The 12,185-nt window shown below is 71.1% G+C and carries 10 protein-coding genes; 6 read left to right on the top strand and 4 right to left on the bottom strand.

What is annotated here, in order from left to right; all coding sequences use genetic code 11:
• The first annotated feature begins 65 nt into the window (after positions 1 to 65).
• Entirely contained in the window at positions 66 to 626 is a 561-nt protein-coding gene (locus tag ACZ6MA_RS20575) for a bacterial proteasome activator family protein (RefSeq protein ID WP_469435335.1), read from the top strand.
• 94 nt (positions 627 to 720) lie between these two features.
• Here the strand turns inward: ACZ6MA_RS20575 and ACZ6MA_RS20570 are convergent, their stop codons facing one another.
• A complete protein-coding gene (locus tag ACZ6MA_RS20570) occupies positions 721 to 2,400 on the bottom strand; it encodes a protein kinase domain-containing protein (RefSeq protein ID WP_469435334.1) in 1,680 nt (559 codons plus the stop codon).
• Positions 2,401 to 2,726: 326 nt separating this feature from the next.
• Here ACZ6MA_RS20570 and ACZ6MA_RS20565 point away from each other — a divergent pair, with 326 nt between their 5' ends.
• The gene (locus ACZ6MA_RS20565; RefSeq protein WP_469435333.1) at positions 2,727 to 4,313 is read left to right on the top strand and encodes a protein kinase domain-containing protein; all 1,587 of its coding nucleotides are present in this window, start codon (positions 2,727 to 2,729) and stop codon (positions 4,311 to 4,313) included.
• A 146-nt stretch (positions 4,314 to 4,459) separates the two neighbouring features.
• On the opposite strand, the gene ACZ6MA_RS20560 is transcribed toward ACZ6MA_RS20565, so the two are convergent.
• The 3 genes from ACZ6MA_RS20560 to ACZ6MA_RS20550 all read right to left on the bottom strand — a co-directional run bounded on the left by ACZ6MA_RS20560 (position 4,460) and on the right by ACZ6MA_RS20550 (position 7,065).
• Positions 4,460 to 5,539, bottom strand: a complete 1,080-nt coding sequence (locus ACZ6MA_RS20560; RefSeq protein ID WP_469435332.1) for a phosphotransferase — start codon at positions 5,537 to 5,539, stop codon at positions 4,460 to 4,462.
• Positions 5,540 to 5,554: 15 nt separating this feature from the next.
• Positions 5,555 to 6,043 carry a pyridoxamine 5'-phosphate oxidase family protein gene (locus ACZ6MA_RS20555; protein WP_469435331.1) on the bottom strand — a complete coding sequence of 163 codons (489 nt, stop codon included), beginning with the start codon at positions 6,041 to 6,043 and terminating at the stop codon, positions 5,555 to 5,557.
• Between the two features lie 359 nt (positions 6,044 to 6,402).
• Positions 6,403 to 7,065 (bottom strand): response regulator, encoded by a 663-nt coding sequence (locus ACZ6MA_RS20550; RefSeq protein ID WP_469435330.1) that lies wholly within the window; start codon positions 7,063 to 7,065, stop codon positions 6,403 to 6,405.
• A 362-nt stretch (positions 7,066 to 7,427) separates the two neighbouring features.
• Between ACZ6MA_RS20550 and pdhA the strand changes: the two genes are divergently transcribed.
• The 4 genes from pdhA (at position 7,428) to ACZ6MA_RS20530 (ending at position 12,106) form a co-directional block, all read left to right on the top strand.
• Positions 7,428 to 8,576, top strand: coding sequence for a pyruvate dehydrogenase (acetyl-transferring) E1 component subunit alpha (pdhA, locus tag ACZ6MA_RS20545; protein ID WP_469435329.1), 1,149 nt, complete (start codon positions 7,428 to 7,430; stop codon positions 8,574 to 8,576).
• A 2-nt stretch (positions 8,577 to 8,578) separates the two neighbouring features.
• Positions 8,579 to 9,559 carry an alpha-ketoacid dehydrogenase subunit beta gene (locus ACZ6MA_RS20540; RefSeq protein WP_469435328.1) on the top strand — a complete coding sequence of 327 codons (981 nt, stop codon included), beginning with the start codon at positions 8,579 to 8,581 and terminating at the stop codon, positions 9,557 to 9,559.
• Positions 9,560 to 9,580: 21 nt separating this feature from the next.
• Positions 9,581 to 11,080, top strand: coding sequence for a dihydrolipoamide acetyltransferase family protein (locus ACZ6MA_RS20535; protein ID WP_469435327.1), 1,500 nt, complete (start codon positions 9,581 to 9,583; stop codon positions 11,078 to 11,080).
• A 213-nt stretch (positions 11,081 to 11,293) separates the two neighbouring features.
• Entirely contained in the window at positions 11,294 to 12,106 is an 813-nt protein-coding gene (locus ACZ6MA_RS20530; RefSeq protein ID WP_469435326.1) for a helix-turn-helix transcriptional regulator, read from the top strand.
• Positions 12,107 to 12,185: the final 79 nt, after the last annotated feature.

Raw genomic sequence — 12,185 nt, 5'->3', positions numbered from 1 at the left:
AAGGTGGATCAGGCGTGTACGGGGGCATCAACCGGGGGAAACCACGGGTGCGAGAGAATGGCGGCATGGAGATGCCGAGGAATGAACGGTCGCAGGAGAGCCCCCAGGTCCTGGTCGTAGGCCCGGACGGGATGGCTCTCGGCAACGCCAGCCCCGGCGGCGGGGCGGGTGACGACGAGTCGCGCGAGGTCCCGGTGACGGAAATGGTCGAACAGCCGGCGAAGGTCATGCGCATCGGCAGCATGATCAAGCAGCTGCTGGAGGAGGTCCGGGCGGCACCTCTGGACGAGGCGAGCCGGGTCCGGCTCAAGGACATCCACCACAGCTCCGTCAAGGAGCTGGAGGACGGCCTGGCACCGGAGTTGGTGGAGGAGCTGGAGCGCCTGTCGCTCCCGTTCACCGACGACGCGATCCCGACCGAGGCCGAACTGCGGATCGCGCAGGCCCAGTTGGTCGGCTGGCTGGAGGGCCTCTTCCACGGCATCCAGACCGCGCTGTTCGCCCAGCAGATGGCGGCCCGCGCCCAGTTGGAGCAGATGCGCAGGGCCCTGCCGCCCGGCGTGATGGGCGAGGAGGACGACGAGGGCGGCCACCACGGCGGCGCCCGCTCGGGCCCTTATCTGTAGGCAGACGTCCCGGCCCGCGCCGGTGACCACAAGCGCCGGAGGGGCGGGCCGAACGCGGCCCGCCCCTCCGGCGTTCGAGGACGAAAGCCGGGCCTTACGAGGGGTCGCCCGTGGAGACGGTGAGCACGAACTGCGCGCTCGGCGACTTCGGGTCGAACGGGTCACCCGCGGCCGGCGTCTGGTTGAGCACCGTGCCCTTGCCCCAGGTGTTCTCGGCCTGGACGTCGACCCGGTACTTCCAGCCGGCGGCCTGCAGGCACTCCTTCACCGAGTCGATGTAGATGTACTTGAAGTCCGGCGCGGACTTCTTCGTCTTGTCGTTGTAGACGTCGTAGGCCTTGCTGCACTTCTCCGGGGAGATGGTCTTGGACTTGTCGCCGTCCTTGTGGCTGCTCTGCGGCGCGGTCCCGCCGGTGCCGCCGCCCGTCGTGGCCGCCACGGGCGACTGCGACGCCGAGTTCGCCTCGGCCTCGTCCTTCTTCGCGTCCTTGCCGTTCAGCGCGATGGCGGCGATCACCCCGATGACCGCGAGGACCGCGACGACACCCGAGCCGATCAGCACGCCCTTGTTGCCCTTGCCGCCCCCGCCACCGCTGTTGTGCGCGGCCGGGGCCGGGGAGGGGTTGATCGTGTACGGCGGCGGGGTGTGCGGGCCCGGGCCGGACTGCTGGTAGGGCTGTGCCGGGGTGTGGTAGCCCTGGCCGGCCGGTGCCGGGGTCCCGGGGCCGTAGCCGCTGTACGGGCTGGGGGTGTTCGGCTGGTACGGCGTCTGCACGCTCTGCGGACCGGGCGCCGGGGCCTGCTGGTCGACGGGCGGGAAGACCGCCGAGCCGACGCCCGCGCCGCTGCGCGCCGGCGGGCCGCCGGCGATGATGATCGGCGAGGGCGCGGCCTGCGCCGTGCCGGCCACGCGCGCGCACTCGTCCCGCATCGATTCGGCGCTGGGGAAGCGCTCGTTCGGGTTCTTCTTCAGCGCGCGGGCGACGAGCGCGTCGACGGCCGGGGGGATCGAGCTGTTGATCGTCGAGGGCGCGACCGGCTCTTCCTGGACGTGCGCGTAGGCGATGGCCAGCGGGGAGTCCGCGTCGAAGGGCAGCCGGCCGGTCAGCAGCTCGAAGAGCATGATGCCCGTGGAGTACAGGTCGGAGCGGGCGTCGACGCCGCGGCCGAGGGCCTGCTCGGGGGAGAGGTACTGCGGGGTGCCGACGACCATGCCGGTCTGGGTCATCGAGGTGACACCGGACTGCATGGCGCGCGCGATGCCGAAGTCCATGACCTTGACCACGTTGCGCTTGGTCATCATCACGTTGCCGGGCTTGATGTCGCGGTGGACGAGGCCCATCTCGTGGCTGACCTCGAGCGCCGCCAGCACATCGGCGGTGATCTTCAGCGCCTTGTCCGCGGGCATCGCGCCGTACTGGCGGACGTCCGCGTCGAGCACGGAGCGCAGCGGCTGGCCCTCGACGTACTCCATGACGATGTACGGCATGGTCGATCCGTCGAGATCGTCCTCGCCCGTATCGAATACCGAGACGATGTTCGTGTGTGTGAGTTTGGCGACGGACTGCGCCTCGCGGCGGAAGCGCTCGCGGAAGGACGCCTCTCGGCCCAGTTCGGTGTGCAGGGTCTTGATGGCGACCTGGCGGTCGAGGACACTGTCGTAGGCCAGGTGCACGGAGGCCATGCCGCCTTCGCCGAGCAGATCGCGCAGCTGGTAGCGGCCGCCGCCGACGGAACGTCCTGTGTAGCGGCCTTGTGCGCCGTCCTGGCTCATGGTGTTGCTTCCCCCTCGGCACACGGCCTGGCGTACTGACTGGCGTACTGATCCGGCGTACCGGTCCACCCGATCGACATATCTCGGCCAAGTCTGCCCGAGGGCGCGGGCACGTCAAGCCACGTGCCCGTTCCGTGACCGGATGCGCGACAAGCCGTCACGAGATTTGCCTTGCTCCGCCCTGTACGGGTTTCATAGCCGGTCCATCCCGGACCGATGCGCCTCGCGGAGCCTGTAGCGTGCCTTAGCGGAAGACAGCTTCATCGAGTTTCCCCCGCGCAGCGCCTCCCACGCGAAGCAGCGGCCACACACGACGGCGAGGACTGATGGCACAGACGCAGAGCGCCCAGGGTCCGTCCGACCCTGACGCCAACGGGGGCGGTATGCCCGATGTGCCTGAAATGTGGGGCAATGGCGGACTGGTCGGCGACGGACGCTACCGACTCACCCACAGACTCGGCCGCGGTGGCATGGCCGAGGTGTTCGCCGCCGAGGACGTCCGCCTCGGCCGCACCGTCGCGGTCAAGCTGCTGCGCTCGGACCTCGCCGAGGACCCGGTCTCCAAGGCCCGCTTCACGCGCGAGGCACAGTCCGTCGCCGGTCTGAATCACCACGCGGTGGTCGCCGTCTACGACTCCGGCGAGGACCACGTCGGCCGCAACGTCGTGCCGTACATCGTCATGGAGTTGGTTGAAGGTCGCACTATCCGCGACCTGTTGCTCGGTACCGAGGCCCCGCCGGTCGAGCAGGCCCTGATCATCGTCTCGGGTGTGCTCGAGGCACTGGCCTACAGCCACCAGCACGGCATCGTGCACCGTGACATCAAGCCCGCCAACGTGATCATCACGCACAACGGCGCCGTCAAGGTCATGGACTTCGGCATCGCCCGCGCCCTGCACGGCGCGGCCTCCACCATGACCCAGACCGGCATGGTCATGGGCACCCCGCAGTACCTCTCCCCCGAACAGGCCCTCGGTAAAACCGTCGACGCCCGCTCGGACCTCTACGCCACCGGCTGTCTGCTCTACGAACTGCTGGCGCTGCGCCCGCCCTTCACCGGCGAGACCCCGCTCTCGGTGGTCTACCAGCACGTCCAGGACACCCCGGTGCCGCCGTCGCAGGTGCTGGAGTCGGTGCCGCCGGAGCTGGACGGGCTCGTCATGCGCTCCCTCGCCAAGGACCCGGACGACCGGTTCCAGAGCGCCGAGGAGATGCGCGGTCTGGTCCAGTACTCGCTGCAGATGCTGCACGAGTCCGGCAGCCACACCGGCGCCTGGAACACCGGCCCGGTCGCGCACACCGGAGCCGCCACCTCGGTCATGGGTATGGCGAGCACCACCGCCCTGCCGCACCCCGCGAACGGCGACACCTCGCAGCAGCCGATCATCCCGTCCCGCAACGGCGGCGGTGACGAGGGCGGTTTCGACGGCTACGGCGCCGGTCACGGCGGCCGCAACGGCGGCGGCAAGGGCAAGATGTGGCTGGTCGCCGCGCTCGCGGTGATAGCGATCGCGGTGGGTGTGGTCTTCGCGGTGAACGAGAGCGGCAAGACCACCGGCACCGACCAGAAGAAGAAGCCGGACAAGACCACCACCGCGCCCAAGTCGCCGAGCCCCGGCAGCTCCAAGAGCCCCGAGAAGCACACGTCGCCCACCGCCGAGCCCGGCGGCAGCACGGGCAACACGGGCCAGGACGAGCCGGACCCCGAGTGGACCCGGGAGACGGGCAACCGTCCGACCAAGGACCCGACGACGGGCCCGACGACCGGCCCCACGACCGGTCCGACGACCGATCCGACCACCGGCCCCACGAACGACCCGACGACGGCGCCGACGGGCGACGACAAGCCGACCGTGCCCCCGACCAACGGCGGAGGTACGGAGGGCGGCGCCAACCAGGGTCCCGTCGGCTGACCGACGGCACACGGGAAGCAGTACGGCCGGGCCCGTCCCGGCCCGCCCCCGGTCCGCACGGGCCGGGAGCGGGCCCGGGGCGGGCCTGTGGCCGTTTCTGAGGGCCTCGCACGCGCCCGGCGTCCGAAACCCTCACCCGCTCCCGCTCAGTCCGTGAACGCCTCGCGTACGGCCTCGTACTCGCGCGTCCACCACACCGACAGCGCCGCCGACGCGGGAAAGCCGGGGTCGGCGCGGTGGTCGCCGAGCTGATAGCGCCAGCGCAGCATCCAGAAGTCGTTGAGCCGCTCCCACCACACCCGGTGCACGGCGGCGGCCAGTTCGGCAGGGCCCGCGCCGGTCGCGCCCCGGTACGCGCGCGCGTACGGGCGTACCTTCGCGAGGTCCAGCGTGCCGACGGGACGCAGGAAGAAGATCACGGCGGCCCGGACGGCCTCCTCCGCGCGCGGCTGGACCCCCAGCCGGTCCCAGTCGACGATCGCGGCGGGCTCCGCGCCCCGGTAGAGCAGGTTGAGCGGGTGGAAGTCGCCGTGCACCCAGCCCCGGGCGGGGGTGGCGCAGGGCGTCGGCCGGCGGTGGGAGTGCGCCTCCAGCAGGGCGCGGCGCTCGACGAGGCGGTGCTCGGCCAGCTCGTCGAAGGGGTCGCGGGGGCGGCCGTCCTTGCGGCGGACCAGCGTCAGGAGTTCCTCGATGAGGGCGTAGGTGTCCTCGGGGTCGGCCGCCGCGTCCGGGGCGGGCCCGGAGCCCTCGCCCGCCCCCGCCGGGCCCTCCATGACCTGCTCCAGGCAGGTGTGGACGTGGCCCAGCAGGGTGCCGAGACGGCGGGACTGGGCGGCGGTCAGCTCCTCGCCGTCGCGGTGCCGGCCGTCGACCCACGGGTGCAGGGCGTAGCAGCGGCCGCCGAGCACGGTGACCGTGGAGCCCTCGGCGTCGGCGACGGGCGGGGCGACGGGCAGGCCGAGCGCGCCCAGCCGCAGCGTCACGTGGTGCTGGCGGGCGATGGCGGCCTGGTCGCCGTCGAGGTGGTGCTTGAGGAAGAAGCGGCCGCGGGTGGTGGAGAGGCGGTAACCGCGGTTGAGGAGCCCCTCGGTCAGCGGTTCGCAGGAGACGGGCTCACCCGCCAGTCCGTAGCGGCCCAGCAGGGTGCGCAGGGTGCCGTTGTCGGGCCCCTGCGGTCCGGCGTGAACAGGTCCGGCATGAACAGGGGAGACAAGTGAGCGCGGCACGCGTCAAATGTTAGTTCACGGGGAGTGTGTGAACTGTCGCGCGGGGACGCCTTCCAGGTGATGCAGGCTGATGAACTGCGGTTCGATGCACAGGTATTCGGGCTGGAAGGGGGCGCCGTCCGCGGTGCGCGGGGGCCGGCCGAACCGCTCGATCTCGGCGGCGCCCGGCGTGAAGAGCCGTGCCATGCCGACGAATTGGACCGTCCACACGTCTTCCTCGCCCTCGCGGCGGCCGCTGAGGTTGTCGGCGCTGTACGCGACGACGCTGCCGTCGCACGCCTGGGCGTAACCGAAGCCGCCGTGCAGTCGCAGCAGGACGCGGGGCGAGGCCGACGAGGGGGTCTCCACCACGATGTGGCGGGCGACGGTGACGAAGGGGAGGGCGCGCATGCTGACCGAGGCCCTGCCGTAGGGCGTGCGGGCGAGCAGGTCGAGCGCTCGGCGCTCGTCGGAGGGGTCCGGGCGGCCGATGGCCGGGGACGGCTGGGGAAGCTCGGAAAGCATGGTCACCACTGTGCCCGTAGGGGGCGGTGCGAAGGAAGAGGACACCCGGCCCTTTCGTTTCGGGACGTTGGTCCCGAATCCCTGCGTTTTGCCTGGCCGGATGCGGTCGTCGTGCGCACCGCCGCTGCGCGACGGTTGTCCTCAAGCGCCGGACGGGCTTGATTCGGCTGGCCTCGGCCGAAACCAGCCGCCCCGAGCGGGCTGATTTCGGACGGCCTCAGCCACATCAAGCCCGTCCGGCGTTTGAGGACGCGCCCGCAGGGCGCCCGCCGCCGCAGGCGGCAAGGACGGCCCGCGGCCGAAGAGACCGCCGGCCAGGCGAGAGGCGGCGAACCGGGCCCGCAGACGGAGGACAAGGGTCAGCGGGACTTCTCCGCCTGGAGCCGGGCGACATACGCCGCGGCCTGGGAGCGGCGCTCCATGCCCAGCTTGGAGAGCAGGCTGGAGACGTAGTTTTTGATCGTCTTCTCCGCGAGGTGCAGCCGCTCGCCGATGACGCGGTTGGTCAGGCCCTCGCCGATCAGGTCCAGGATCCGGCGTTCCTGGTCGGTGAGGTTCGCGAGCCGGTCATCGCCCTTGGGGGCCTTGCCGTCGCGCAGCCGCTCCAGCACCCGGGCGGTCGCCACCGGGTCCAGCAGGGATTTCCCGGCGGCCACGTCCCGCACCGCCGAGAGCAGCTCGTTGCCCCGGATGGCTTTCAGTACATAGCCCGAAGCACCCGCCATGATCGCGTCGAACAGGGCCTCGTCGTCCGCGAAGGACGTGAGCATCAGGCATTTGATGTTTTCGTCCTGAGAACGGATCTCACGGCATACTTCTACGCCGCTGCCATCCGGAAGGCGAACGTCCAGAACGGCCACGTCCGGCCTGGTGGCGGGAATGCGCACGAGCGCGTCGGCGACCGTCCCGGCTTCGCCCACGACCTCGATGTCGTCCTCCACGGAGAGCATCTCGTGGACGCCCCGACGGACGACCTCATGGTCGTCGAGCAGAAATACCGTGATTTTTCGTTGTTCGGGCACACGATCAGTCTCACACATCGACTCTTCCCCTGCTCTTGTCCTCCGGGATAACGTGCGGTCGTTCCGGCAGCTCGCAAGGCTGTGCTCACAAGGCTGTGACCAGTAGCGGAACCCCGCTTTGCGCATTTACTTGGAAATCCAAGCAAAATCGCAGGTCAGTAGGGGTTTCGCAGGAATGCGGCCTTCTGGGTAACGTGCTTATTGCAGGCCTTTAGCCGGGGCGCCTGTCACGCCCGGTTCCGGCCTCGGCACACCCACCCCGTGTGCCGTCGGGGATCGAGCGAGCCTTCCCCTGTCTCACGGCGGGGGGACCCCCTCTGGCCGCCGGCGACCCCGGGGGCCGGACAGACGGAGGAGCACACGTGACCGTGGACAGCACTGCCGCGCGCAAGCCGCGACGCAGCAGCAGCAAGCGCGCCGGGAAGCCGGCCGCCGCGCCGGGGCAGCCGGAGCTGGTGCAACTGCTGACGCCCGAAGGCGTACGGGTCGAGCACCCGGATTACTCCATCGACCTGACGCCCGAGGAATTGCGCGGCCTGTACCGGGACATGGTGCTGACCCGCAGGTTCGACGCCGAGGCCACCACCTTGCAGCGGCAGGGCGAGCTGGGGCTGTGGGCCTCGCTGCTCGGCCAGGAGGCCGCGCAGATCGGCTCCGGCCGCGCCACCCGCCCCGACGACTACGTCTTCCCCACCTACCGCGAGCACGGCGTCGCCTGGTGCCGCGGGGTCGACCCGACCAATCTGCTGGGGATGTTCCGTGGGGTGAACCACGGCGGCTGGGATCCCAACGAGAACAACTTCCACCTCTACACCATCGTCATCGGCTCGCAGGCCCTGCACGCGACCGGTTACGCCATGGGCGTGGCCAAGGACGGCGCCGACTCCGCCGTGATCGCCTACTTCGGCGACGGCGCGTCCAGCCAGGGCGACGTCGCCGAGGCGTTCACCTTCTCGGCCGTCTACAACGCCCCGGTCGTCTTCTTCTGCCAGAACAACCAGTGGGCCATCTCCGAGCCCACCGAGCGGCAGACCCGCGTCCCGCTCTACCAGCGCGCCCAGGGCTACGGCTTCCCCGGCGTCCGGGTCGACGGCAACGACGTCCTCGCCGTCCTGGCCGTGACCAAGGCCGCCCTGGAGCGGGCCCGCACCGGCCAGGGCCCGATGCTCATCGAGGCGTTCACCTACCGCATGGGCGCCCACACCACCTCCGACGACCCGACGAAGTACCGCCGGGACGAGGAGCGCGAGCAGTGGGAGGCCAAGGACCCGATCCTGCGGCTGCGCGCCTACCTCGAGAGCGAGGGCAACGCCGACGAAACGTTCTTCGCCGGGCTGGAGACCGAGGCCGACGCCCTCGCCAAGCGGGTGCGGGACGCGGTCCGGACCATGCCGGACCCCGACAACATGGCCATCTTCGAGAACATCTACGCCGACGGCCACGCCCTCGTCGACGAAGAGCGCGCCCAATTCGCCGCATACCAGGCGTCCTTCGCAGAGGAGAGCAACTGATCATGGCTGCCGAGAAGCTCTCCATCGTCAAGGCCATCAACGCCTCGCTGCGCACCGCCCTGGAGACCGACCCCAAGGTCCTGATCATGGGTGAGGACGTCGGCAAGCTCGGCGGCGTCTTCCGGGTCACCGACGGTCTGCAGAAGGACTTCGGCGAGGACCGGGTGATCGACACCCCGCTCGCCGAGTCCGGCATCGTCGGCACCGCGATCGGTCTGGCGCTGCGCGGCTACCGCCCCGTGGTGGAGATCCAGTTCGACGGGTTCGTCTTCCCCGCGTACGACCAGATCGTCACCCAGCTCGCCAAGATGCACGCCCGCGCGCTCGGCAAGATCAAGCTGCCGGTCGTCATCCGCATCCCCTACGGCGGTGCGATCGGTGCCGTCGAGCACCACAGCGAGTCCCCCGAGGCGCTCTTCGCGCACGTGCCGGGCCTCAAGTGCGTCTCCCCCTCGAACGCCGCCGACGCGTACTGGATGCTCCAGCAGGCCATCCAGAGCGACGATCCGGTCATCTTCTTCGAGCCCAAGCGCCGCTACCACGACCGTTCCGAGGTCGACACGACCGCGATCCCCGGTCCGCTGCACGCCGCCCGCACCGCCCGCCCGGGCACGGACCTCACCCTCGCCGCCTACGGGCCGATGGTGAAGACCTGTCTGGAGGCCGCCGCGGCGGCCGAGGAGGAGGGCAAGTCCCTGGAGGTCCTGGACCTGCGCTCGATGTCGCCCATCGACTTCGACGCCATCCAGACGTCCGTGGAGAAGACCCGCCGGCTGGTGATCGTGCACGAGGCCCCGGTCTTCCTGGGCACCGGAGCCGAGATCGCCGCCCGGATCACCGAGCGCTGCTTCTACCACCTGGAGGCCCCCGTCCTGCGGGTCGGCGGCTACCACGCTCCCTATCCGCCGTCGCGTCTCGAGGACGAGTACCTTCCGGGTCTGGACCGGGTACTCGACGCCGTAGACCGCGCGTTGGCGTACTGAGGGCCGAGGAGAGTCGTGACGATGACTGCAAGCACTGCCAACGACCAGCGCTTCCGCGAGTTCAAGATGCCCGACGTGGGCGAGGGGCTCACCGAGGCCGAGATCCTCAAGTGGTACGTGTCCGTCGGGGACACCGTCTCCGACGGACAGGTGGTCTGCGAGGTCGAGACCGCCAAGGCCGCCGTCGAGCTGCCGATCCCCTTCGACGGCGTGGTGCACGAGCTGCGCTTCGGCGAGGGCGTGACGGTCGACGTCGGCCAGGTGATCATCTCCGTGGACACCGAGCCCGGTGCGGGGCCGGCGGAGCCCGCCGCCCCGGCCCAGGCCGCCGCGGCGCCCGCCGCCGAGCCCGAGCCGGAGCCGCAGGGCCGCCAGGCCGTGCTGGTCGGCTACGGCGCCGCGCCGTCCTCGACCAAGCGCCGCGCCCGCAAGGCGCAGGCCGCGCCGGAGCAGCAGCCCATGGCCGCCGCGATCCAGGCGGAGATGAACGGCCACGCGGCTCCGGCCGCGCCCGCCGCCGTGCCCGCCGCGCCCGCCGCCGTGCCCGCCGCGCCCGCTGTCGCGCCCGCCGCGCCCGTGCCTGCCGCCGCGCCGGCCGTGGCCGGTGGCCGGCCGCTGGCCAAGCCGCCGGTCCGCAAGCTCGCCAAGGACCTCGGCGTCGACCTCGCGACGGTCGTGCCGACCGGCACGGACGGCGTCGTGACCCGCGAGGACGTCCACGCGGCCGTGGCCGCGCGCACGGCACCGGCCCCGGTCGCGGAGGAGCCGGCGGCCGCCGCACCGTCCGCCCAGGCTTCCGCCGCCGCCCCGGCCGCCGGAGCTCGGGAGACCCGGATCCCGGTCAAGGGCGTACGGAAGGCCATCGCCCAGGCGATGGTCACGAGCGCCTTCACCGCGCCGCACGTCACGGAGTTCGTCACCGTCGACGTCACCCGCACGATGAAGCTCGTCCAGCGGCTCAAGACCGACCCCGACATGGCGGGGCTGCGCGTCAACCCGCTGCTGCTCGTCGCGAAGGCGCTGCTCGTCGCGATCAAGCGCAACCCGGACGTCAACGCGACGTGGGACGAGGCCAACCAGGAGATCGTCCGCAAGGACTACGTGAACCTCGGCATCGCCGCGGCCACGCCGCGCGGTCTGATCGTCCCGAACATCAAGGACGCCGGGGACAAGACCCTGCCCGAGCTGTCCGCGGCACTCGGCGAGCTGGTCGCCACGGCCCGCGAGGGCAAGACCAGCCCGGCGGACATGTCCGGCGGCACCATCACCATCACCAACGTCGGGGTCTTCGGCGTCGACACCGGCACGCCCATCATCAACCCGGGCGAGTCCGCGATCCTGGCGGTCGGAGCGATCAAGCTTCAGCCCTGGGTGCACAAGGGCAAGATCAAGCCACGCCAGGTCACCACCCTGGCGCTCTCCTTCGACCACCGCCTGGTCGACGGGGAACTCGGCTCCAAGGTCCTCGCGGATGTGGCCGCCGTCCTGGAACACCCCAAGCGCCTGATCACCTGGGGCTGACCTTGGTGCGCAGCCCGCTCGGGCACGCATAGGACGAAGGGCCCGGACGCTCCCTCCTCACCCCCCTCCAGCGAGGAGAGAGCGGCGTCCGGGCCCTCTGCCCGTGTGCGGAGCGGCCTCGGGCACCCCACCCTGGCAGGGGGTGGAATGGCCCGTGCTGCGCAATTTACTTAAGATTGGCCAACACTTGCAGTGTCGGAATTTGGAGGGCGCGTGAACCGCGTCGACGGCGAGTCCATCAGCCGCCTGCTGCGCGCCTGGCGGTCTCGCGTCGACGCCCGGACCGTCCCCGAACTGCGCCGGGTCCACCCCCGCCCCGGCCGCCGGCTCTCCCAGGCGCACGTCGCCAGGATGACCGGGGTGAGCGAGGGCTGGTACCGGGCCCTGGAGGCGGGCCGCCGCCAGGACTTCTCCGAGAGCTTCCTGCTGCGCGTCGCACAGGCGCTGCGCCTGAGCGAGGCGGAGACCCTGACCCTCTTCCTCGCCGTCTGCGGCCGCCGCCCGCCCGGCCTGCTCGCCCCGGCCCCCGCCGACCTCCCCCGCGGCGTCCAGGCCCTGCTCGAGCAGCAGGTTTCCTACCCCGCCTACCTCTCCGACGTCGCCTGGAACGTCGTCGCCGCCAACCCGCTGATGAGCGAGTGGTTCCCCTGGGTCCTGCGCCCCGGCGCGAACCTCATGCGCTGGACCCTGCTGGACCCCGAGGCCCGCGAGCAGATGCTCGACTGGGAGGACAGCTGCGCCCGCATCTACCTCGCGATGCTCCGCGTGGCCGCCAACAGCAACCCCGCCAACGCCGAACTGCGCGCGCTCGTCCGCGACATCCTCGACGCCGACGCCGACTGCCGCCGCATCTGGTCCGAGGAAGCCGACGTCGTCGAACACCGCGACGGCCACGTCTTCCGCCTGCGCCTGCCGTACCACGGCAACGCGGAGATCCGCGTGACGACCCACGTCCTGCTCCCCATACAGCGCCCGGACCTGCGCTTCGTCTTCATCACCCCCATGGACGGCTGGGCGGGGGTGTAAGCGGCGCCGGGCCGCCGCGCGGCTGTCCGCATCGCGAAACGCACCTGCCCACGCATACCTGTTGTATCTATGCTGTGCG

This window comes from Streptomyces sp. NPDC042259, assembly GCF_055582085.1.
Note: the sequence above shows the minus strand (reverse complement) of the source record. Positions and strands in the feature narration are given on the sequence as shown.

Excerpts from the sequence above, each read along its gene's own strand:
- ACZ6MA_RS20575 (WP_469435335.1), top strand. The coding sequence starts at position 66 with ATGGAGATGCCGAGGAATGAACGGTCGCAGGAGAGCCCCCAGGTCCTG.
- ACZ6MA_RS20570 (WP_469435334.1), bottom strand. The coding sequence starts at position 2,400 with ATGAGCCAGGACGGCGCACAAGGCCGCTACACAGGACGTTCCGTCGGC.
- ACZ6MA_RS20565 (WP_469435333.1), top strand. The coding sequence starts at position 2,727 with ATGGCACAGACGCAGAGCGCCCAGGGTCCGTCCGACCCTGACGCCAAC.
- ACZ6MA_RS20555 (WP_469435331.1), bottom strand. The coding sequence starts at position 6,043 with ATGCTTTCCGAGCTTCCCCAGCCGTCCCCGGCCATCGGCCGCCCGGAC.
- ACZ6MA_RS20540 (WP_469435328.1), top strand. The coding sequence starts at position 8,579 with ATGGCTGCCGAGAAGCTCTCCATCGTCAAGGCCATCAACGCCTCGCTG.
- ACZ6MA_RS20535 (WP_469435327.1), top strand. The coding sequence starts at position 9,581 with ATGACTGCAAGCACTGCCAACGACCAGCGCTTCCGCGAGTTCAAGATG.